This window comes from Bradyrhizobium frederickii (assembly GCF_004570865.1).
GTDB lineage: Bacteria > Pseudomonadota > Alphaproteobacteria > Rhizobiales > Xanthobacteraceae > Bradyrhizobium > Bradyrhizobium frederickii.
The window spans coordinates 43,897-65,032 of record NZ_SPQS01000010.1 but is presented as its reverse complement, the minus strand read 5'-3'; the positions used below and the strand labels follow the sequence as shown (position 1 = coordinate 65,032).

Annotated in this window: 17 protein-coding genes; 12 read left to right on the top strand and 5 right to left on the bottom strand. The window is 66.3% G+C overall.

All coding sequences use genetic code 11. From position 1 onward, the window contains the following. The first annotated feature begins 34 nt into the window (after positions 1-34). From E4K64_RS18635 to E4K64_RS18625, 3 genes are all read left to right on the top strand, one after another. Complete coding sequence (locus E4K64_RS18635; protein ID WP_167772115.1) at positions 35-1,597, top strand: winged helix-turn-helix domain-containing protein; 1,563 nt, start codon at positions 35-37, stop codon at positions 1,595-1,597. 141 nt (positions 1,598-1,738) lie between these two features. Next, positions 1,739-3,235, top strand: coding sequence for an EAL domain-containing protein (locus E4K64_RS18630; RefSeq protein WP_135164828.1), 1,497 nt, complete (start codon positions 1,739-1,741; stop codon positions 3,233-3,235). Between the two features lie 15 nt (positions 3,236-3,250). Next, entirely contained in the window at positions 3,251-4,105 is an 855-nt protein-coding gene (locus tag E4K64_RS18625) for a TIGR01459 family HAD-type hydrolase (protein WP_126259048.1), read from the top strand. 179 nt (positions 4,106-4,284) lie between these two features. On the opposite strand, the gene E4K64_RS18620 is transcribed toward E4K64_RS18625, so the two are convergent. After that, positions 4,285-4,680: a response regulator gene (locus E4K64_RS18620; protein WP_008567674.1), complete on the bottom strand. Its 396-nt coding sequence runs from the start codon at positions 4,678-4,680 to the stop codon at positions 4,285-4,287. Positions 4,681-4,910: 230 nt separating this feature from the next. On the opposite strand from E4K64_RS18620, the gene E4K64_RS18615 reads away from it, so the two are divergent. From E4K64_RS18615 to arfB, 7 genes are all read left to right on the top strand, one after another. After that, positions 4,911-5,882: a bifunctional riboflavin kinase/FAD synthetase gene (locus tag E4K64_RS18615; RefSeq protein WP_135164827.1), complete on the top strand. Its 972-nt coding sequence runs from the start codon at positions 4,911-4,913 to the stop codon at positions 5,880-5,882. Positions 5,883-6,086: 204 nt separating this feature from the next. Further along, positions 6,087-9,095, top strand: a complete 3,009-nt coding sequence (gene ileS, locus E4K64_RS18610; RefSeq protein ID WP_135164826.1) for an isoleucine--tRNA ligase — start codon at positions 6,087-6,089, stop codon at positions 9,093-9,095. A 7-nt stretch (positions 9,096-9,102) separates the two neighbouring features. After that, a complete protein-coding gene (gene lspA / locus E4K64_RS18605; RefSeq protein WP_135164825.1) occupies positions 9,103-9,597 on the top strand; it encodes a signal peptidase II in 495 nt (164 codons plus the stop codon). 96 nt (positions 9,598-9,693) lie between these two features. Then, positions 9,694-10,422 (top strand): hypothetical protein, encoded by a 729-nt coding sequence (locus E4K64_RS18600; RefSeq protein WP_135164824.1) that lies wholly within the window; start codon positions 9,694-9,696, stop codon positions 10,420-10,422. Positions 10,423-10,606: 184 nt separating this feature from the next. Further along, positions 10,607-12,001, top strand: coding sequence for a M16 family metallopeptidase (locus tag E4K64_RS18595; RefSeq protein ID WP_205680514.1), 1,395 nt, complete (start codon positions 10,607-10,609; stop codon positions 11,999-12,001). Then, positions 11,998-13,365 carry a M16 family metallopeptidase gene (locus E4K64_RS18590; protein WP_167772114.1) on the top strand — a complete coding sequence of 456 codons (1,368 nt, stop codon included), beginning with the start codon at positions 11,998-12,000 and terminating at the stop codon, positions 13,363-13,365. Before E4K64_RS18595 ends, E4K64_RS18590 begins: the two co-directional genes overlap by 4 nt. A gap of 157 nt (positions 13,366-13,522) precedes the next feature. Then, complete coding sequence (gene arfB, locus E4K64_RS18585; RefSeq protein WP_135164822.1) at positions 13,523-13,939, top strand: alternative ribosome rescue aminoacyl-tRNA hydrolase ArfB; 417 nt, start codon at positions 13,523-13,525, stop codon at positions 13,937-13,939. Between the two features lie 56 nt (positions 13,940-13,995). Here arfB and E4K64_RS18580 read toward each other — a convergent pair whose 3' ends face one another. Continuing rightward, positions 13,996-14,418 carry a hypothetical protein gene (locus E4K64_RS18580; protein WP_235884704.1) on the bottom strand — a complete coding sequence of 141 codons (423 nt, stop codon included), beginning with the start codon at positions 14,416-14,418 and terminating at the stop codon, positions 13,996-13,998. Positions 14,419-14,614: 196 nt separating this feature from the next. Here E4K64_RS18580 and mutL point away from each other — a divergent pair, with 196 nt between their 5' ends. Further along, positions 14,615-16,429, top strand: coding sequence for a DNA mismatch repair endonuclease MutL (gene mutL, locus E4K64_RS18575; RefSeq protein ID WP_135164821.1), 1,815 nt, complete (start codon positions 14,615-14,617; stop codon positions 16,427-16,429). Between the two features lie 128 nt (positions 16,430-16,557). Here the strand turns inward: mutL and rsmD are convergent, their stop codons facing one another. Together rsmD and E4K64_RS18565 are read right to left on the bottom strand one after the other, a co-directional pair. Beyond that, positions 16,558-17,112, bottom strand: a complete 555-nt coding sequence (rsmD, locus tag E4K64_RS18570; RefSeq protein ID WP_135164820.1) for a 16S rRNA (guanine(966)-N(2))-methyltransferase RsmD — start codon at positions 17,110-17,112, stop codon at positions 16,558-16,560. A gap of 140 nt (positions 17,113-17,252) precedes the next feature. After that, entirely contained in the window at positions 17,253-19,337 is a 2,085-nt protein-coding gene (locus tag E4K64_RS18565) for a pseudouridine synthase (RefSeq protein WP_167772113.1), read from the bottom strand. 121 nt (positions 19,338-19,458) lie between these two features. On the opposite strand from E4K64_RS18565, the gene tadA reads away from it, so the two are divergent. Then, positions 19,459-19,917 carry a tRNA adenosine(34) deaminase TadA gene (tadA, locus tag E4K64_RS18560; protein ID WP_135164818.1) on the top strand — a complete coding sequence of 153 codons (459 nt, stop codon included), beginning with the start codon at positions 19,459-19,461 and terminating at the stop codon, positions 19,915-19,917. A 149-nt stretch (positions 19,918-20,066) separates the two neighbouring features. On the opposite strand, the gene E4K64_RS18555 is transcribed toward tadA, so the two are convergent. Beyond that, entirely contained in the window at positions 20,067-20,972 is a 906-nt protein-coding gene (locus E4K64_RS18555; RefSeq protein ID WP_135164817.1) for an alpha/beta fold hydrolase, read from the bottom strand. Positions 20,973-21,136: the final 164 nt, after the last annotated feature.

Here is a 21,136-nt window from a genome sequence, read left to right as displayed (position 1 = left end):
GGACCTTGATTTCCGAGCCCGAACCGAGGCTGGCGTGGCGTTTCATTTCGAGAATTTCGTGCTCGATGCCGGGCGGCGCGAATTGCGCCGCGCGAAGACGCTGATAGCGCTCGAGCCCCAGGTGTTCGATCTTCTGCTCTATCTCCTTCGCAACCGCGAACGCGTGGTGACGCGGGACGATCTGCTCGACGCGGTCTGGAACGGCCGCGTCGTCTCGGAATCGACGCTCACCAGCCGGATCAACGCCGCGCGGCGCGCCGTCGACGACAATGGTGAGGAGCAGCGGCTGATCCGCACCATCGCGCGCAAGGGCGTCCGGTTTGTCGGCGAAGTCACCGAGCTCTCCGAGGCGGCGACGCCGGCAGCGACGAGCCAGCCGGCAGCCGCTACATCGGCAGGCTTGCCGCTGCCCGACCGGCCTGCCATCGCGGTCCTGCCATTCATCAATATGAGCGGCGAGGCCGAGCAGGACTATTTCTCCGACGGCATCAGCGAGGACATCATCACCGCGCTATCGAAGCTGCGCTGGTTCTTCGTGATCGCGCGTAACTCCTCATTCATCTACAAGGGCCGCGCGGTTCATCTGCGTGAGGTCGCCCAAGAACTCGGTGTTCGCTACGTCGTCGAAGGCAGCGTCCGCAAGGAAGGTGACCGCGTCCGCATCAGCGCGCAGCTCAACGATGTCGCGACCGGCAGTCATCTCTGGGCCGAACGCTACGATCGCGAGCTTGCCGACGTCTTTGCCGTGCAGGACGAGATCACCGAAGCTATCGTCGCGGCGATCGAGCCGCAGCTCTATGCAGCGGAAAGCTTTCGCGCCCAACGCAAGCCGCCGGACAGCATGGATGCCTGGGATCTCGTGATGCGCGCGCTGTCGCATTACTGGCGTGTGACACGGCAGGATCACGTCGTCGCGCAGGCCCTGCTCGAAAAAGCCATCGCGCTCGACCCGAACTATGGCAAGGCGCTCGGGCTGCTCGGGACGAGCTACATGTTCACGGCGCATATGGGCTGGATGGACATGGACAGCGCAATCACCGGTGCCGAACGTGCCGCACGGGCCGCCATCCGTGCCGACAGCGAGGATGCCTGGGCGCACAACGCGCTCGGCCACGTCAATTTGTTTGCACGCCGGTTCCAGGATGCTCTGGCCGAATTCGAGACGGCACTGCGGCTCAATCCGAATTTCGCCCTGGCGCAGGGTTATTATGGTTTGGCGCTCGGCTATTGCGGCCGCTGGCGGGATGCCGACGAGGCCGCGCGGCGGGCGATCCGCCTCAGCCCGCGCGATCCCTATGCCCCCGTCTATTACGGTATAGCCGCCTATGCCCGCTTCCTCGGCGGCGATGACGCTGAGGCGATCCGCCTCGCTCAGGAGGCCCTGCGCCAGCGCAGCGATTTCGTCGGCGCGCATCGGGTGCTGACGGCGGCGGCCGGCATGGCCGGGCAGAGGGATCTCGCCCACGCGGCGTTGAAGGAGCTCCGCCGTGCCCAGCCGAACATCTCGCTCGCCTGGCTCGCCGAGTTCATGCCGGTCAAGCTTGCCAGCGACCGCGAACGCTACCTCGAAGGCTTTCGCCGGGCCGGATTGACTTGAGCCTCAGCGGGGCCGCTATCCCCTCGAATCAACAATGATGTTAAGCTCATGCTGCTTTGGGGGCACGAGGCAGGACGGAATCGCATCGCGACCCGTGTTTTCCCGGGTGAGGCAGGCAGCTCTTGAGGCGTAACGCGCGGCATGATTCGCATTTCGACGATTTTCATCGCCATCTGCATGGTTCTGGTCGCAGCCTCGCTCGGGCTTGCGCTCTACGCCGTCGCCGGCATCAGCGGAACTGAGTCCGCGATCGTGGCGCTCACGGCGCTGACCTTCCTGATCCTCTACAACGCCGTGTCGATGCGGCTGCGTGACCGCAGCGACGTCGGCGGCCAGATCGCGGATCTGTCGCGCGGCACTGCCGACCTCGCCCGCCAGGTGGCCGAGTTCGGCCGCCGGCTGGCTGCGATCGAGGGACGCATCGCCTCGTCCAATTCGACCAACTCCGACCGCATCCAGTCGGTGGTCGGCGAGATCAACGAGCTCGGCGGATTGGTCAGGCAGCTCGCCACCACCGTGTCGGCCCATGAGGACATGCTGGCCGGCAGCCCGGCGGCTCCCGCCACGGCCGAGCCGGAGGCACCGATCGACCTGGTTGCGCCGTTCGAGGAGCGGCGAGCCGCCCCTCCCCCGCTTCCCGCAGCACCCTCGCCTCCGCCTCCATCGGCGCAGCCGCGGCCGGCGCCGGCGGTCCAGGCCCCGACCTCCAACCCGATTCAGACCGCCACCGGGCGCAACCAGACTCAATTGCTGGCGACGCTGCGCAACGCCATCGACGAGAACCGCATCGACATCTTCCTCCAGCCGATGGTGACGTTGCCGCAGCGCAAGGTGCGGTTCTACGAGGCGGTGACGCGCCTGCGCGACGAACGCGACCAGCTGGTCGCAGCCGAGGAGTTCATCAGCATCGCGGAGGCTTCCGGGCTGATCGGGCGCATCGACAACATGGTGATGCTGCGCTGTGTGCAGGTGCTGCGGCGCCTGATGGTGCGCAACAAGGACGTCGGCGTGTTCTGCAACGTCGCGGCGTCCACGCTCGGCAATTCCACCACCTTCGCGCAATGCCTCGACTTCCTCGAAGCCAACCGGGCGCTGGCGCCCTCGCTGGTGCTGGAGTTCAAGCAATCGACGTTCCGCAATCTCGGCCCGGCCGAGACCGAGAATCTCGCGGCACTCGCCCAGCGTGGCTTCCGCTTCTCGATCGACCACGTCACGGATCTGCGCATCGAGCCGCGCGAGCTGGCCGATCGAGGGGTGCGCTTCATCAAGGTGCCGGCCGCGCTGCTGCTCGACCCCAGGCGGGCATCGACCTCGGACATCCATCCGTCCGACCTCTCCGACCTGCTCGGCCGCTTCGGCATCGACCTGATCGCCGAAAGGATCGAAGGCGAGCGCGCGGTCGTGGACCTGCTCGACTATGACGTGCGGTTCGGCCAGGGCTTCCTGTTTGCGCCGCCCCGGCCATTGCGGCCGGAAGGGGCATCTGCTACCGGCGGGGCCGCGCCGAACCAGGCGCAGGACACGCAAGGATCCAATGGCTCCGCTTCCCCCAGCCAAGGCACGACATCTGGCGCGACGTCAGCCGCTGCTCCAGCACAACGCATCACCGGCAACGCGGCGCTGGCGCGCCGCATCTGATCGGCCGCACGTATCATGACCACGCTGCATTTCGCCGAAGGCCTGCGCGAGCTCGTGGGCGGTGTGGAGGTCGTTCTCAGCGATATCTGGGGCGTCGTCCATAACGGCCTCGAATCATTCCCCGAAGCCTGCGAGGCCTTGCACACCTATCGCAGCCGCGGAGGTACGGTGATCCTGATCACCAACGCGCCGCGTCCGGCGGACTCCGTGCAGCGGCAATTGCGCAAGCTCGGCGTCGCCGACGAGACCTACGACGCGATCGTCTCGTCGGGCGACCTGACCCGGCTCTATGTCGCCGAGCATCCCGGCCGCAAGATGTTCTGGCTCGGGCCCGAGCGCGACAACTCGATCTATCGCGGCCTCGACGCGAAGGCCGCGCCGCTGGAGGAAGCCGACTACATCGTCTGCACCGGCCTCTATGACGACGAGACCGAGACGGCGGAAGACTATCGCGGCATGATGCTGAAGGCGCGCGAGCGCAAGCTGACGCTGGTCTGCGCCAACCCCGACATCGTGGTGGAACGCGGCGACCGGCTGATCTACTGCGCCGGCGCCATCGCGGAGCTCTACCGCGAGCTCGGCGGCGAAGTGATCTTCTACGGCAAGCCGCACCGGCCGATCTACGAGCGCGCCATGGCGCTCGCCGGTGAACGCCAGGGCCACCAGATCGACCGGAAGAAGGTGCTGGCGATCGGCGATTCCGTCCGCACCGACTTAACCGGCGCGCGCGAATTCGGCATCGACTGCCTGTTCGTGACCCGCGGCATCCATGCCGAGGAGTTCGAGGGCCTTGACCAGCTCGACCCGGCATCGGTGATGGAATTGTTCGGCCACCCGCCGAAGGCGCTGATGCGCGAATTGAAGTGGTGACGGCATAGTCCGCCCAGGTGGCGCGGGCTTAGACCAATGACCGTGCCCTGGACGCCGTCATGGCCGGGCTTGACCCGGCCATCCACGACTTACTTTGCATATCCAAGAACGTGGATGCCCGGGACAAGCCCGGGCATGACGATCTCGATGGACAGTTGTTTTGCGGTTAGGTGCGCGCCTTACGCGCTTGCCATGTCCGGGAACACCGCCTCGATCTTGGTCTTCAGCGTCGCCGCGTTGAACGGTTTGACGATGTAATTGTTCACGCCGGCCTTCTTGGCCGCGATCACGTTCTCGGTCTTGGATTCCGCCGTGATCATGATGAAGGGCGTGGTGGCGAGGTTCGGATCCGCGCGCACTTCGCGCAGGAGGTCGTACCCCGTCATCGGCTCCATGTTCCAGTCGGAGATCACGAGCCCGTACTTCTTGCCGCGCATCTTGTTCAGCGCCGCCGAACCGTCGCTGGCATCATCGATATTCTCGAAGCCAAGCTGCTTCAGCAGATTCCTGATGATACGGATCATGGTGCTGTAGTCATCCACCACCAGAACCGGCATCGACAAATCAACCGCCATCTCGACTCCCCCAACGCATACCCAGGAATATTACGATCGGACCTGCCGGGCCGGAGCCCCGCCTGTTCCAGATGCAAGGACTAGCACCAAGGCGTTAAACAGCGCGTTAATTGGGGGCGTCCCGAACGAACTGAAATGGCGTGGGATTCGGCGCTCCCCCTTCCGCTTGACTTCATTGGGCCGGTCGCGCCACGGTCCCGGCCGGTCCCGCCGGTTCGAGAATTCCCCTGATGGCCCCGCATTTTAACGTTATCCGCGACAGCACGCCCGTTTCCGCGATTCCAAGGGGCGCCGTGGTCGCCATGGGCAATTTCGACGGGGTTCATCTCGGTCACCGCGCGGTGATCGCCGCCGCCCTGGAAATGGGCCGGACGCATGGCCGCCCCGCGCTGGCGCTGACCTTCGAGCCGCATCCGCGGCGGTTCTTCAGCCCCAATACCCCGCAATTCCGCTTGACGGACGAGCAGGCCAAGCTGCGGCTTCTGGCCGGCACCGGGCTTGCCGGCGCCGTGGTCATGACCTTCGACAAGGCACGCGCCGGAACCAGCGCGCAAGATTTCATTCACCATGAGCTGATCGGGCGGCTCGGCGTCAGCGGGATCGCGGTGGGGTACGACTTCCATTTCGGTAAGGGACGGGTCGGCTCGCCGAGCCTGCTGGTCAACGAGGCGCCCCGGCTCGGCATCGAAGTCGACGTGCAGCCGCATGTCGATATCGACGAGCGGCCGGTCTCCTCCAGCGCGATCCGCATCGCCCTCGCCGAGGGCCAGCTCGACGAGGCCACCACCATGCTGGGCGCGCCCTGGTTCATCACCGGCGAGGTGATCCACGGCGAGAAGCGTGGCCGCGATCTCGGCTATCCCACCGCCAACATCCGCCTCGATGCCAATTGCGGCCTGAAGCACGGCATCTATGCGGTGCGGGTCGGCCGCGGCACTGAGCGGCTGGACGGGGTGGCAAGCTTCGGGCGCCGCCCGACCTTCGACAATGGCGCCCCACTGCTGGAAATCTTCCTGTTCGACTTCAAGGGCGATCTCTACGGGCAGGCGCTGGATTGCGCCTTCATCGGCTTCATCCGCGAGGAGCTGAAGTTCGAGGGTATCGAGGCCCTGATCCGGCAGATGGACGACGATTCCGCCCGCGCCCGCGCCATCCTGGCCGCCGCCCCGGACGCGTTTCCACGGCTCGGCGCCGTCGATTGACCCCAAACCCGGCCTTCCCGAACCTTTGCGCTTCCTCCGCCCCCCTGCTATGGAGAGCCCATGTTTGCGCGGCGCATCATAGGGATTAGCAGCCCGGCTTCCGCCTGAGCCCAAGGGCTCGGCGCAAGACCGGGATTTGGTCGTTTCACCCCCGCGATTCCGCATCGCCATCCGTTCCCGCGCCATTCCGAGCCAGTCAGCCTCATGTCCGAAAAGCCGCAAAAGTCCCAAAAATCTGAAGCCAAAGACTATTCGAAGACCCTGTTCCTGCCGCAGACCGAATTCCCGATGCGCGCCGGCCTGCCGCAGCGCGAGCCGGAGATCCTCAAGCGCTGGTACGAGATCGGCCTCTACGAGAAGCTGCGCGAGGCTGCCCGTGGCCGCGCCAAGTTCGTGCTGCATGACGGCCCGCCCTACGCCAACGGCAACATCCATATCGGCACGGCGCTGAACAAGATCCTCAAGGATCTCGTCACCAAGAGCCAGCAGATGCTCGGCTTCGATTCCAACTACGTGCCGGGCTGGGACTGCCACGGCCTGCCGATCGAGTGGAAGGTCGAGGAAGAGCACTATCGCAAGAAGGGCAAGCAGAAGCCCGACTTCCGCGACTCTGCCGCGATGATCGACTTCCGCCGGGAGTGCCGCGCCTACGCCACGCATTGGCTCGGCGTGCAACGCGAGGAGTTCAAGCGCCTCGGCGTCATCGGCGACTGGGACCATCCCTACGCCACCATGAGCTTCCCGGCCGAGGCCCAGATCGCGCGCGAGCTGATGAAGTTCGCCGCCAACGGCACGCTCTATCGCGGCTCCAAGCCGGTGATGTGGAGCGTGGTCGAGAAGACGGCGCTGGCCGAAGCCGAGGTCGAGTACGAGGACCACACCTCCGATACGGTGTGGGTGAAATTCCCGGTCACCTCGCCCGCGCATGGTGCGCTCGCCTCCGCAAGCGTCGTGATCTGGACCACCACGCCCTGGACGCTGCCCGGCAACCGCGCCATCTCGTTCTCCCCGAAGATCGCCTACGGCCTTTACAAGGTGACGGATGCGCCCGCCGACAATTGGACCAAGACCGGCGATCTGCTGATCCTCGCCGACGCGCTCGCTGAAGAGGTCTTCAAGCAGGCGCGTGTGACCGCTTACGAGAAGCTCCGCGACGTCCCCGGCGACACCATGGACGCGATCGAATGCGCCCATCCGCTCAAGGGCCTCGCCGGCGGCTACGACTTCATCGTGCCGCTATTGCCCGGCGACCACGTCACCGACGACACCGGCACCGGCTTTGTGCACACCGCGCCCGGCCATGGCCGGGAGGACTTCGATGCCTGGATGGCGCAGGCGCGCGATCTCGACGCGCGCGGCATCAACACGGCGATCCCTTACACCGTCGACGAGAACGGCGCCTACACCGATCATGCCCCCGGCTTTACCGGCAAGCGCGTCATCAACGACAAGGGCGAGAAGGGCGATGCCAACGAGGCCGTGATCAAGGCGCTGGTCGAACGAGGCATGCTGCTCGCGCGCGGCCGGCTGAAGCATCAATATCCGCACTCCTGGCGCTCCAAGAAGCCGGTGATCTTCCGCAACACGCCGCAATGGTTCATCGCGATGGACAAGGATGTTGCGCAAGGCGGCAAGGCGAAGAGCGGCGACACGCTGCGCGCCCGCGCCCTGCACGCGATCTCGGTGACGCAATGGGTGCCGCCGTCGGGCGAGAACCGCATCAACGGCATGATCGAGGCCCGGCCCGACTGGGTGATCTCGCGCCAGCGCGCCTGGGGCGTGCCGATCGCCGTGTTCGTGCGCGAGAAGGGCGACGGCTCCGCCGAGATCCTGCAGGACGAGGCGGTGAACGCGCGCATCGGCGAGGCCTTCGAGCAGGAAGGCGCCGACGCCTGGTACGCGACCGGCGCGCGCGAGCGCTTCCTGGACGCGCGCGCGAGCGAGGATTGGCAGAAGGTCGACGACATTCTCGACGTCTGGTTCGATTCCGGCTCGACCCACGCATTCGTACTCGAAGACCCCGTGCAGTTTCCCGGGCTCGCCGGCATCAAGCGCAAGGTCGACGGCGGCACCGACACGGTGATGTATCTGGAAGGCTCGGACCAGCATCGCGGCTGGTTCCACTCCTCGCTGCTGGAAAGCTGCGGCACGCGCGGCCGCGCGCCTTACGACATCGTGCTGACCCACGGCTTCACCCAGGCCGAGGACGGCCGCAAGATGTCGAAGTCGCTCGGCAACACCATCGAGCCGCAGGCCGTCATCAAGGAATCCGGCGCCGACATCCTCCGGCTCTGGGTCGCGTCCTGCGACTACACCGACGATCAGCGCATCGGCCCGGAGATCCTGAAGAACACCGTCGAGACCTATCGCAAGCTGCGCAACACCGTGCGCTGGATGCTCGGCACGCTGCATCATTACAAGCCGGCCGATGCAGTTCCGCCGGCCGAGATGCCCGAGCTCGAGCGCCTGATGCTGCACGAGCTGGCGGTGCGCGCCGCCGCCGTCGACAAGGCCTATCGGGAGTTCGACTACAAGACCGTGGTCGCGACCCTCTCCGCCTTCCTCAACAGCGAGCTCTCGGCGTTCTATTTCGACATCCGCAAGGACACGCTGTATTGCGATCCGCCGTCCTCGCTGACGCGCAAGGCCGCGCTGACGACGATCGACCTGTTGTGCACCTCGATCCTGAAATGGCTGGCGCCGATCCTCAGCTTCACCGCGGAGGAGGCCTGGCGCATGTATCGCCCCGGCGCCGAAGCGTCGGTGCATCTGACGCTGTTCCCGACCGATCTCGAAGACTTCCGCGACGACAAGCTCGCCGCGAGGTGGGAGACGATCCGCAACGTCCGCCGCGTCGTCACCGGGGCGCTCGAGCTCGAACGCGCCGCCAAGAACATCGGCTCCTCGCTGGAGGCCTCGCCGGTAATCTATGTCGCCGACCGCGACATGCTCATGACGCTGTTCGACATCGATCTGGCTGAAGTCTGCATCACCTCGAATTACGAGGTGCGGGAGGGCGAGGCGCCGGCCTCGGCGTTCCGTCTCGATGCGGTGCCCGGTGTCGCGGTCGTGGTGGAGAAGGCGGTCGGCACCAAATGCGCCCGTTCCTGGAAGATCTCCCCGATGGTCGGCGAGGACGCTGAATACCCCGACGTCACCCCGCGCGACGCCAAGGCGCTGCGCGAATGGAAGGCGTTGGGAGTGGCGGTCTGATTCCCGCATGACCCCGCTTGGCGCCGGCATCCTCGCGGCAATGGTCACGCTCGTGGCCGACCAGGTCTCGAAGCTCTGGCTGCTGAACGGGTTCGACCTTGCCCGGCGCGGCGTCGTCAAGGTGACGCCGTTCTTCGACCTGGTGCTGGCCTGGAATATCGGCATCAGCTTCGGCTGGCTGCAGAACGACAGCCAGGCGGCGCAGCTCGCGCTGATGGCGGTCAAGGCCCTCGCCGTGGTCGCGCTGGCGATCTGGATGGCCCGCTCGCACACCAGGCTCGCCACGGTTGCGCTGGGCCTGATCATCGGCGGCGCCATCGGCAACGGCATCGACCGCCTGGCCTATGGTGCGGTGGTCGATTTCGCGCTGTTCCACATCGAGATCGGCGGAAATACCTATAATTGGTACGTGTTTAACCTCGCGGACGTGGCGATCGTTGCTGGGGTGGCGGCGCTATTGTATGATTCCTTCCTGGGGATACCCGCCGCAAAAGCGCCCTGATCCCGGCCGATACGGACCGGCAGGCGGAACCCGGTTTTTGCGAGGGACTGGCCGCATTTGAGCGGCGATCTGCCACAATATGGAACAGGTATCGTAATGCGCAGCTCGAAGACCAGCGGGTCAATGGTTCGAGACCCCCAAGGGGGGTTCTGGCGGGCTTTGAAATTGTCCGCTGTCGCGCTCGGCATTGGCCTCGTGATGTCGACTGGCGCCGCCCGCGCTGGTGACGACGAGGACGACGACATGACCTTCGAAGAGAAGCTCATCGACAATCTGATGTCGGGCCTCGGCGCCAAGAGCATGTCGAAGCCCGGCATCGAATACCGTGAGCGTTCGCCGCTGGTCGTGCCGCCCAAGCTCGACCTCCCGCCGCCGGCCGCGACGGAGGCCGCGGTTGCGCCAAACTGGCCGAAGGACCCCGACGAGAAGCGCCGCAAGGACGCCGTCGCCGCGCGGAAGAAGGGGGGCGACAACAAGGCGGCTGAGTATTGGAAGAATGCCCGGCCGCTCTCGCCCGCCGAGATCAACGCCCACAAGACGGCCGCAGCCGAAAAGAGCGGCAATGATCCGGTTCAGCCGGGCAGCAACATCGCTAATCCGACTCTCAGCCCCGCCCAGCTCGGATACACCGGCGGGCTATGGAATCTGTTCAAGGGAAACGGGCCCGAGTCGAAGCAGTTTACGTCGGAGCCACCACGCCAATCGCTGGTGGAGCCGCCGCCCGGATATCAGACGCCCTCGCCGAACTACGCCTACGGCTCCGGGCCGGATAACTCGAAGCGGACCTATTTCGACGTCCGGTCCGGCAAGGAGAAGGAGCAATAGCGCTCCTGTTCCGACCCGAACATGTCGGACCGCGGAGCTGGCCGCCGGCCCTTGTATGGCTTCGGCCGCTGGCTTGCTCCCGAGTTGATGGCGTTCTCTGCTTCGTGACGCGAAGCCTCAGCCGCACGGTGTAGCATGCCGTGCCTCCGAGCCGGAGATCCGGACTCGGCGTTCCAAAAGGATCATGATGTCCTCTTACCGATCGGCTGCCCGCCTCCTTGCCGCGCTGCTTTCGACCAGTGTCCTGACGGCCGGGGCGGCCCTCGCCCAGACCACGGTCACATCGGCCCCGCCCGCCAGCTTCACGCTCAGCAACGGCATGCAGGTGGTGGTGATCCCGGATCACCGCACGCCCGTGGTCACGGAGATGATCTGGTACAAGGTCGGCTCGGCCGACGAGACGCCGGGAAAATCCGGGCTCGCGCACTTCCTCGAGCACCTGATGTTCAAGGGCACCTCGAAGCATCCCGTCGGCGAATTCTCCCAGACCGTGCTCCGCGTCGGCGGCAACGAGAACGCCTCGACCTCGGTCGACTACACCAATTACTACCAGCGTGTGCCGAAGGAGCAGCTCCCGACCATGATGGAGTTCGAGGCCGACCGCATGACCGGCCTGATCCTCAAGGACGAGAACGTGCTGCCCGAGCGCGACGTCGTGCTCGAAGAATACAACATGCGCGTCGCCAACAATCCCGACGCGCGGCTGAACGAGCAGATCATGGCTGCGCTCTACCTCAATCATCCCTACGGCCGGCCGGTGATCGGCTGGCATCAGGAGATCGAGAAGCTCGATCGCGAGGACGCGCTCGCCTTCTATCGCCGCTTCTATGCGCCGAACAACGCGATCCTGGTGATCGCCGGCGACGTCGACGCCGCCGAAATTCGCCCGCTGGTCGAGCGCAATTTCGGCTCGATCCCGGCGCAATCAGCGATCCCGGCGCGGCGCGTCCGTCCGCAGGAGCCTGAGCCCGCCGCCCCGCGCACCGTGACGCTGGCCGATCCGCGCGTCGAGCAGCCGAACATGCGGCGCTATTATCTCGTACCGTCGGCAACCACGGCCGCGGCCGGCGAGAGCGCGGCCCTCGACGTGCTGGCGCAGCTGATGGGCAGCGGCAGCAATTCCTATCTTTACCGCGCCCTCGTCGTCGACAAGCCGCTCGCGGTCTCCGCCAACGCCAGCTATTCGAGCATCTCGCTCGACCCGACCCAGTTCGCGATCTCGGCCGCGCCGAAAGCCGGCGTCAGCTTCGCGGAGGTCGAGCAGGCGGTCGACGGCGTCATCGCCAACGTGGCGCAGAACCCGATCCGCGCCGAGGATCTGGAGCGCGTGAAGACCCAGCTCATCGCGGAAGCGATCTACGCCCAGGACAACCAGGCGGTGCTGGCACGCTGGTACGGCGGCGCGCTGACCACCGGCCTGTCGATCGAGGACATCAGGAGCTGGCCCGACCGCATCCGCGCGGTCACCGCCGAGCAGGTCCGCGCCGTCGCGCAGAAATGGCTCGAGAAGAAGCGTTCGGTCACGGGCTATCTGATCAAGGACACCAGTGCTGCCAAGCGCGAGGAGAAGCGGTCGTGACCTATCCCTTCCTTCGACACGTTGCATTCTCTTTCGTCACCGGCGCCGCACTCGCGCTGGCTGCGGTGTCGCCGTCGCTCGCCGCCGCAAAGATCCAGCGCCTGGTCTCGCCCGGCGGCATCGAGGCCTGGTTCGTGCAGGACGCGACCGTGCCCCTGATCGCCATGGAATATTCCTTTGCTGGCGGCTCGGCCCAGGATCCCAAGGACAAGTCTGGCGTCGCCAATCTGGTCGGCGACCTGCTCGACGAAGGCTCCGGCGATCTCGATTCCAAGACCTTCCACGAGCGGCTCGACCGCCGCGCAATCGAGCTGTCCTTCAGCGCCACCCGCGACGCCTTCCGCGGCAGCCTGCGCATGCTGCGCGACAACAAGGACGAGGCCTTCGATCTCTTGCGGAGCGCGCTGACCTCGCCGCATTTCGACACCGCCGATGTCGAACGCATCCGCTCGCAGGTCATCTCGGGCCTGCGCCGCGAGACCACGAACCCGACCTCGCTGGCGAGCCGCAAGTTCCTGGAAGTCGCCTTCGGCGATCATCCCTACGGCCGGCAGACCAACGGCAACCTCGACAGCGTGCCGACCATCACGGTCGCCGACATGAAGGACTATGTCGGCCGCGTGCTGGCCAGGGATGGGCTGAAGGTCGCGGTCGTCGGCGACGTCGATCCGGCGACGCTCGGCAAGCTGCTCGACCACACCTTCGGCAGCCTGCCCGCCAAGGCCAACCTCACGCCGGTCCCCGACGTCGAGGCCGCAAGGCCGCCGCAACGCGCCTTCGTGACCCTCGACGTGCCGCAGACCGTGATCACCTTCGGCGGGCCCGGCGTGAAGCGCAGCGATCCCAACTTCATGGCGGCCTATGTCGTCAACCACATCCTCGGCGGCGGCGGATTGTCCTCGCGTCTCTATCGCGAGGTCCGCGAGAAGCGCGGCCTCGCCTATTCGGTGTTCGAATCACTGCTCTGGATGGAGCATTCGGCGATCTTCATCGGCAATACCGGCACGCGCGCCGACCGCTCCGGCGACACCATCGATGCCATCGAGAAGGAAGTGCGCCGGATCGCCGAGGAAGGCCCGACGCAGAAGGAGCTCGACGAGGCCAAGTCGTACCTCAAGGGCTCGCAGATGCTGGCGCTCGACACCTCCTCCAAGCTGGCGCAAGCGCTGCTGCAGTACCAGCAGGACAAGCTGCCGATCGACTATATCGAGAAGCGCAACGCCATCGTCGATGCCGTGACGCTGGACGACGCCAAGGCGGCCGCCAAGCGGCTCTGGGGCCAGGGCCTCCTGACCGTCGTCGTCGGCCGCGCCCCGCAGGCCGCGGCGCAGCCGACCGCGGCTCCGGCGACGAAGTCGAATTGATCTTTATTGCAAGCAGCAGCGTTCTCTGGCTGCCGCACGGGCGCCCGTGGCTGCCCCCTCCCCTGCCCCCCACAAGGGGGGAGGGAACGGATAGAGCGCGGCAAACTTCCATCAAAGCAGCTATGGTGCGCGCACGAATCCTTTTCCTGGTGCCATCATGCTGCGGATATCCCGCGATCTCGTCATCGACGAGGACGACATCGAGATCGGCTTTGTCCGCGCCTCCGGCCCGGGCGGGCAGAACGTCAACAAGGTCGCGACCTCGGCGCAACTGCGCTTCGACACGCGCAAGCTGACCTTGCCGGAGGATGCGGCGCTACGCCTCGCCCGCCTTGCCGGCCAGCGCATGACCAAGGACGGCGTCATCGTGATCCAGGCGCAGCGCTTCCGCACCCAGGAGCGCAACCGCCAGGATGCCATCGACCGGCTGGTCGAAATCCTGAGCGAGGCGATGGTGCGGCCAAAGCCGCGGCGCGCGACAAAACCGACTTTCGGCTCAAAGCAGCGCCGGCTTGAGGGCAAGAAGCGCCGCAGCGACGTCAAGGCAAAGCGCGGCCGCGGCTTCGACGATTGATCGAGCAAGACCTCCGGCCGCGATGCGACCGGAGGTTTGCGCTTCGCAAGCTGACTTCAGTAGCGCTTGCCGGTCGCAGCCGAATCGTCGGCCGTGCCCTTGTGTGTCGCACTGCCCGTGGTTGCAGCGTTACCCTTGGTCCCCCTGCCCGACTTCATGCCAACCTTCTCGCCGGCACTCCCCTGCTGAGCGCCGACGTCGTCATCCTCACTGCCCATGGTCGCGCCGCCCTGCATCGGTTTGCTTTGCACGGTGCCGCCGGACTTGACGCCGGACGATGTGCCTTGCGCGAGAACGGGCGTCGCAATGAGAGCCGAGAGAGCGCATGCGATTGCAGAGGTCTTCACCAACTTCATCCATTTCTCCTGGATTTGCTCGCGATGAACGGTTCGGCGATTCTCCACGCCGTTCCTTTCGGACCGGACCATCACATCGCGCAAAGAGTGCGAACGGCGCACCCGTGATGCAAACGGTTTCATGTGTTGATCGTTTAGGGATTTCGCGGCGGTTTCGCGGAATTACGCTCCTCATATGCGGCACCCGCGCACGAACGCCGCATTTCATCGGAACTGCCCGAGGCGCGGGATTTCCCACATCTGGTATGTGGGAAGCGCGACCTTACCCATGCATTTGTTGCCGGGCGGCGTTACACTGGGACATTCACCGAGTGAACCTATGCCCGTCCGCCAACTTCCCGAACAGATCGTCAACCGCATCGCCGCCGGCGAGGTGGTCGAGCGACCCGCGAGCGTGGTCAAGGAACTGGTCGAGAACGCGATCGATGCCGGTGCGAGCCGGATCGACGTCTTCACCGATGGCGGCGGGCGGCGGCGGATCGGCATCACCGATGACGGCGGCGGCATGACCGCGAAAGACCTCGCGCTCGCGGTCGAGCGCCATGCCACCTCCAAGCTCGACGACGAGGACCTGCTCCAGATTCGGACCCTCGGCTTCCGCGGCGAGGCGCTGCCCTCGATCGGCTCCGTCGCGCGGCTCTCCATCACCACACGCCATGCCAGCGAGCCGCATGCCTGGGCGCTGACGGTCGAAGGTGGCGAGAAATCCGAGATCATGCCGGCGGCGCTGGCGCACGGCACGCGCGTCGAGGTCGGCGACCTCTTCTATGCGACCCCGGCGCGGCTGAAATTCCTGAAGACCGACCGCACCGAGGCCGAAGCGATCCGCGAGGTGGTGCGGCGGCTCGCCATGGCGCGGCCCGACATTGCCTTCACGCTTGCCGGTGAGGAGCGCGCGCCGGTGACCTGGGCGGCGGCGCTGCCCGGCGCTGCTGGACGGCTGACCCGGCTCGGCGACATCCTGGGGGCGGAGTTTCGCAGCCACGCCATCGAGATCCATGCCGAGCGCGAGGGCGTCGTCGTCGCCGGCTATGCGGCGGCACCGGCGCTGACCAAGGCCAACGCACTCGGGCAATATCTCTTCGTCAACGGCCGCCCGGTGCGGGACAAGCTGATTCTCGGCGCTGTGCGCGCGGCCTATTCCGACTATCTGCCGCGCGACCGCCATCCGGTGCTGGCGCTGTTCGTCACGCTCGATCCGCGCGAGGTCGACGCCAACGTGCATCCCGCCAAGACCGAGGTGCGGTTCCGCAATGCCGGCCTCGTTCGCGCGCTGATCGTGCACGGATTGAAGGAAGGTCTCGCGCGCGAGGGACGCCGCACCGCCGCCAACAGCGGCGAGAGCGCCTTGTCCGCGTTCCGGCCCGCCTTCACGCCGCAGCGTTCTGCAAGCTGGGACTGGCGCGCCTCGCCCGCCGCCCCTGTCGCGCCGATGCCGTCATTCGAGGGCGCCGCGACATCCGCTTTTGCAGAGCGCGCGCAGGCCGCGTTCGATGTCGGCGCACCCAGCGCGGACGTGCGGATCGAGACGCAGCCGGTGGCGGACCTCGTCGACCGCCCGCTCGGCGCGGCGCGCACGCAGATCCACGAGACCTATATCGTCTCGCAAACCCGCGACGGGCTGATCATCGTCGACCAGCATGCCGCGCACGAGCGCATTGTCTATGAACGGCTGAAGGCGTCGCTGGCCGCGAACGGCGTGCAGCGGCAGATCCTGCTCATTCCCGAGATCGTCGAGATGGACGAGGCGACGGTCGAGCGCCTCCTGGAGCGCAGCGACGAGCTCGCCTCGTTCGGCCTCGCCATCGAATCCTTCGGCCCCGGCGCAGTCGCGGTGCGCGAGACGCCCTCGCTGCTCGGCAAGACCAATGCCGGCGGCCTGTTGCGCGATCTCTCCGAGCACATGGCCGAGTGGGACGAGGCGCTGCCGCTCGAACGCCGCCTGATGCACGTCGCCGCCACCATGGCCTGCCACGGCTCGGTGCGCGCCGGCCGCAGGCTCCGGCCGGAGGAAATGAACGCCCTGCTCCGCGAGATGGAGGACACCCCGAACTCCGGCCAGTGCAATCACGGCCGGCCGACCTATGTCGAGCTGAAGCTGAGCGATGTCGAGAAGCTGTTCGGGCGAAGGTGACGGTGCCGTAATCGCGCTGCCGTAGGGTGGGCAAAGCGAAGCGTGCCCACCACCTGTCTCAATCATGCAGAGATCGTGGGCACGGCGCGTTGCGCCTTTGCCCACCCTACGACAGCGACGTTTCGGAGCTACGGCTTCCGCAAGAACACGAACTCCGTGTCGTCATACGTCCGCCGCTCCAGCTCCTCAAAACCCTCCGGCGTCGCGAACTGCGCGGCCTTCGCTTCCTCCACCACCAGCAGCGCGCCCGGCGTCAGCCAGCCGCCGTCGCGCAAGGAGGCCAGCGCCTTCTCCGCGAAGCCCTTGCCATAGGGTGGATCGAGGAACACCAGCGAGAACGGCTCGACGGGATGCGCAGGCCCGAGATCGGTCGCGTCGCGGCGATAGACCTTGGTGACGCCACCCAGGCCCAGCGTCTCGACATTGTTGCGCAGCAGAGCCCGCGCTTCCGCGCCATTGTCGACGAACAGCGTGAACTTCGCCCCGCGCGAGACCGCTTCGATGCCGAGCGCGCCGGTGCCGGCGAAGAGATCGAGCACGCGCGCATCGGCAATCGGATCGTCATAGGCGTGCATGAGGATGTTGAACACGGACTCGCGCAAGCGGTCCGCCGTCGGGCGGATGTCGCGCGAGGACGGTGAGGCGAGATTGCGCCCCTTCAAGCGACCGCCGACGACGCGCATTACACGACTCCGTCATGCCCGGGCTTGTCACGGGCATCCACGTTCTTCAGTAGTAGACGCAAGCAAGACGTGGATGGCCGGGTCAAGCCCGGCCATGACGACCTGTTGCGCGGTGTCGGCGTCGCTCCAAGCATTGAAGCTTACTCGCCATCCCGCGGCGTCAGATCGCGCTTGCCGTGATAGCCGCGCTTGGGACGGCGCGGCGGGCCGTAGCCGCTGGCCTGTTCCTCGTTGCGCTCGCGCGCCTCCTCGCTGCCGGTGCGCTGGACCAGCACGCGGCGGCCCTTACGGTCGTTGATCACGGCGCGCTTGCTGGCGGGCTTCGTCTCGCGCGGCGCATCGTCGACACGCGAGGATTTCGACGGCACGTCGAACTGCGCCCCCGATTTCTCGATCACCTTGTCGCCGAGCTGCTCGCGCAGCACCCGCGACTTGATCTCCTCGACCTGACCTTCGGGGACCTCGCCGAGCTGGAACGGGCCATAGGAGACGCGGATCAGCCGGTTCACCTCGAGCCCGAGATGGGCGCAGACGTTGCGCACCTCGCGGTTCTTGCCTTCGCGGATCGCGAACACCAGCCAGACATTGGCGCCCTGATCGCGCTCCAGCGTCGCCTCGATCGGACCGTATTTGACGCCCTCGATCTCAATGCCATTCTTGAGCTCGTCGAGCTGCGCCTGGGTGACGTCGCCGTGGGCGCGAACGCGGTAGCGGCGCAGCCAGCCGGTATCGGGCAGCTCGAGCGTGCGCGCGAGCCCGCCGTCGTTGGTGAGCAGCAAGAGGCCTTCGGTATTGAAATCGAGCCGGCCGACACTGATCAGCCGCGGCAGACCTTCCGGCAGATTGTCGAACACGGTCGGACGCCCCTCGGGGTCGTCATGCGTGGTCATGAGTCCGCGCGGCTTGTGATAGAGAAACAGCCGCGTGCGCTCGCGCTCCGGCAACGGCTTGCCATCGACCATGACGACGTCGTTCTTCGTGATGTCCAGCGCCGGCGAGTTGATGACGCGGCCATTGACGGTGACGCGGCCCTGCGTGACCATCTCCTCGGCATCGCGGCGCGAGGCGAGGCCTGCGCGCGCCAGCACCTTTGCGATGCGCTCGCCGGCCTTCTTCGGCTTCGGCTCTTCTTCCCGGCGCGGCCGCCGGTCGACATCACGATCGCGCTCGCGATAGGCACCGCGGCCGCCGAAGGCGGGACGTTTCTCGAAGATCCTGGCTTCATTCTCGTTTTCACGGCGCGGGCGATCGCCGAAACGGCCTTCGCTGCGCGGATGCTCGTGCCAATCGGAACGGCCTTCCGACCGCTCGCGCGGACGATTGAATTTCGGCCGGTCGCCACCACGCCCGCCGCGGTCGCCATCGCCGTCACGACGGGGCCGATCGAATTTTGGACGATCCTCGCGCGGCCGGTCGAATTTGGGCCGCTCGCGGAACGGGCGATCACCCGATGCGCGATCGTCGCGTGAGCGCGAGAACCGCGGACGATCCTCGCCGCGGCCGCCTTCGCGGCGGTCGTCGCGCTTTTGCCAGGGCTTGTCTTCGCTGCGGTCACGGCCGCCGAAATCCTTGCGCGGACCCTTGCCGAAATCCTTGCGCGGCGGCCGATCGCCGCGCGGAGCCGCGTCGCGCTTCTGCCAGGGCTTTGAATCGCCGCGATCGCCACGGTCGCGATCCGGACCGCCCCGCGAAAACTTTCGCTCGCCGTCGAACGGACGCTCCGGACGGTCGCCGCGCGGCGAATACGGCCGCTTGTCGCCGAACTTCTTGTCGCCGAACCGGCCGGCGGGACGGGACTCGTCGCGATCGCGGCTGCGCGGCGGACGATCGTCACGGCCATGGGACGGGCGGTCACCGCGCGGCTTGAAGGAGCGCTTGTCGCCATCGCGCGATCCACGATCGGAAAAAGGACGGTCGCCACGCGGCTTGAAGCTGCGCTCGCCGCGGCCTTCATTGCCGCGATCGTCGCGCTTGAAGCGCGGACGGTCGGAAGAATCCCGGCGCGGGGCATCGCCCTCCTCGCGGCGGCGAAACGGACGGTCCTCGCGACCCTCGCGGGGCGGGCGGCTGTCGCCCTTCCTGTCGCTCTTGCCCTCGAAACCGCGCTTGGCGAACTTCTTCTCGGGGCCGCGCGCCTTGCCGGAGCGGCCCTTCGCTGCTCCCTTGGCCGGGCCTCGATCACGCCGGCCGCGGGAATCGTTGTCTTTGTCGCTGTCGCGAGGCATGAATGATCTCACTTACGGGGGTAGTGCGATGAGCATTGTGCGCGCTCGTTCCGAGCCGCATGCTCAGGCAAAATCGGTATCCACTCTTGCTGAAGGCGGAGCTACTAGCAGGTTTCTGGCGATGATACGAGGCATGAAAGCCCCTTCTTTCATGGATTTGGCGCTTGTGACGGCCGAAAATGCCGGAAAATCGGGCGAAGTTCCGATCGGATGCGTGGTGGTCCGCAATTACGAGGTCATCGCCACCGCCGCCAATCGGACGCTGACCGACCATGATCCGACCGCCCACGCCGAGATCATCGCGCTGCGCGAGGCCGCCGCGAAGATCGGCAGCGAGCGCCTCGTCGACTGCGACCTCTACGTGACGCTGGAGCCCTGCACCATGTGTGCGGGCGCGATCTCGTTTGCAAGGATCAGGCGGCTCTATTACGGCGCCGCCGACCCCAAGGGCGGCGCGGTGGAATCAGGGGTGCGGTTCTTTGCCTCCCCGACCTGCCATCACGCGCCGGACGTCTATTCCGGCGTCGGCGAGAGCGAGGCGGCGCGGCTGCTCAAGGAGTTCTTCCGGCAGCGGCGCTGACGGCTCCACCCTGCGCTGTCATGCCCCGGCTTGACCGGGGCATCCAGTACGCCGTGGCTTCTCGGATCAACCATTGCCGTCTCGGCGTACTGGATCGCCCGGTCAAGCCGGGCGATGACAGTTGAGTGTGTGGCCTGCAGCGTCACAGCTCAACCGGCCGCGAAAAACTCCCGCAGCGCGCTCGCGGTGACCTCGGGATTCTCCTCGGTGAGGAAGTGGCCGGAATCCACCGGCATGCCCTCCACGTTCGTCGCCCATTGCCGCCAGGTATCGAGCGGCGTCGCCGCGGCTTGCGCCACGCCGGCATTGCCCCACAGCGCCAGCATGGGAATGGTGATCTTCTTGCCGGCCTCGAAATCCGCCTTGTCGAGGTCGTAGTCGAAATAGGCGCCGGCGCGGTAGTCCTCGCACATCGCATGCACGCGGGCGGGATCGCGGAACGGGGCGAGGTAATGTTCGAGCGCCCGCTCATCGATCGCATCGAGCGTCCTCGACTTGGTCTGGCTCGCCATCTTGAAGCGCAGGAAGAACTCGCCGTTGCTCGAAATCAGCGTCTCCGGCAGCGGATAGGGCTGCGCCAGGAAGGTCCAGTGATAGATCTTCAGCGCGTAGGCGCGGTTGATCCGCTCCCAGTAATTATAGGTCGGCAGGATATCGAGCACCGCGAGCTTCGACAGCCGGCCGGGATGGTCGAGCGCGAGGCGGTAGGAGACGCGGCCGCCGCGGTCGTGGCCGGCGAGCGCGAAGTGCACGTGGCCGAGCCGCTCCATCATCTCGACCATGGCCTTCGCCATCGCGCGCTTGCTGTAGGGGATGTGCAGCGCATCGCTCTCGGGCATGTCGGACCAGCCGTAGCCCGGCAGATCGGCGATGATCAACGTGAAGTGCTCGGCCAGCTCAGGCGCCACCTGATGCCACATCACGTGGGTCTCGGAGAAGCCGTGCAGGAGCAACAGCGGCGGCCCGCTGCCGCCGACGCGGGCGAAGACGCGGCCGAACGAGGTATTGATCCATTCGGCGGCAAAATCCGGATAGAGGTCGGCGAGATCGGACATCTTGTTGCATCCTTATCTGGTCAGTCGTGGGGCCGCCCGACCAAAAAATGTCGAAAACAACCCCATGCACAGTAGCGGTATGATCTGCGGGGTCACTAACCCCAACAGCTGATTGCACATTTCTGGAGTGCGGATGTGGCGGCGCGGTGACCAAAACCGCGGGA

Bases quoted from the DNA above. Each gene is read 5' to 3' on its own strand.
- E4K64_RS18630 (WP_135164828.1), top strand. From the start codon at position 1,739: ATGATTCGCATTTCGACGATTTTCATCGCCATCTGCATGGTTCTGGTC.
- E4K64_RS18625 (WP_126259048.1), top strand. From the start codon at position 3,251: ATGACCACGCTGCATTTCGCCGAAGGCCTGCGCGAGCTCGTGGGCGGT.
- E4K64_RS18620 (WP_008567674.1), bottom strand. From the start codon at position 4,680: ATGGCGGTTGATTTGTCGATGCCGGTTCTGGTGGTGGATGACTACAGC.
- E4K64_RS18615 (WP_135164827.1), top strand. From the start codon at position 4,911: ATGGCCCCGCATTTTAACGTTATCCGCGACAGCACGCCCGTTTCCGCG.
- ileS (WP_135164826.1), top strand. From the start codon at position 6,087: ATGTCCGAAAAGCCGCAAAAGTCCCAAAAATCTGAAGCCAAAGACTAT.
- lspA (WP_135164825.1), top strand. From the start codon at position 9,103: ATGACCCCGCTTGGCGCCGGCATCCTCGCGGCAATGGTCACGCTCGTG.
- E4K64_RS18600 (WP_135164824.1), top strand. From the start codon at position 9,694: ATGCGCAGCTCGAAGACCAGCGGGTCAATGGTTCGAGACCCCCAAGGG.
- E4K64_RS18595 (WP_205680514.1), top strand. From the start codon at position 10,607: ATGATGTCCTCTTACCGATCGGCTGCCCGCCTCCTTGCCGCGCTGCTT.
- arfB (WP_135164822.1), top strand. From the start codon at position 13,523: ATGCTGCGGATATCCCGCGATCTCGTCATCGACGAGGACGACATCGAG.
- E4K64_RS18580 (WP_235884704.1), bottom strand. From the start codon at position 14,418: ATGAAACCGTTTGCATCACGGGTGCGCCGTTCGCACTCTTTGCGCGAT.
- mutL (WP_135164821.1), top strand. From the start codon at position 14,615: ATGCCCGTCCGCCAACTTCCCGAACAGATCGTCAACCGCATCGCCGCC.
- rsmD (WP_135164820.1), bottom strand. From the start codon at position 17,112: ATGCGCGTCGTCGGCGGTCGCTTGAAGGGGCGCAATCTCGCCTCACCG.
- E4K64_RS18565 (WP_167772113.1), bottom strand. From the start codon at position 19,337: ATGCCTCGCGACAGCGACAAAGACAACGATTCCCGCGGCCGGCGTGAT.
- tadA (WP_135164818.1), top strand. From the start codon at position 19,459: ATGATACGAGGCATGAAAGCCCCTTCTTTCATGGATTTGGCGCTTGTG.
- E4K64_RS18555 (WP_135164817.1), bottom strand. From the start codon at position 20,972: ATGTCCGATCTCGCCGACCTCTATCCGGATTTTGCCGCCGAATGGATC.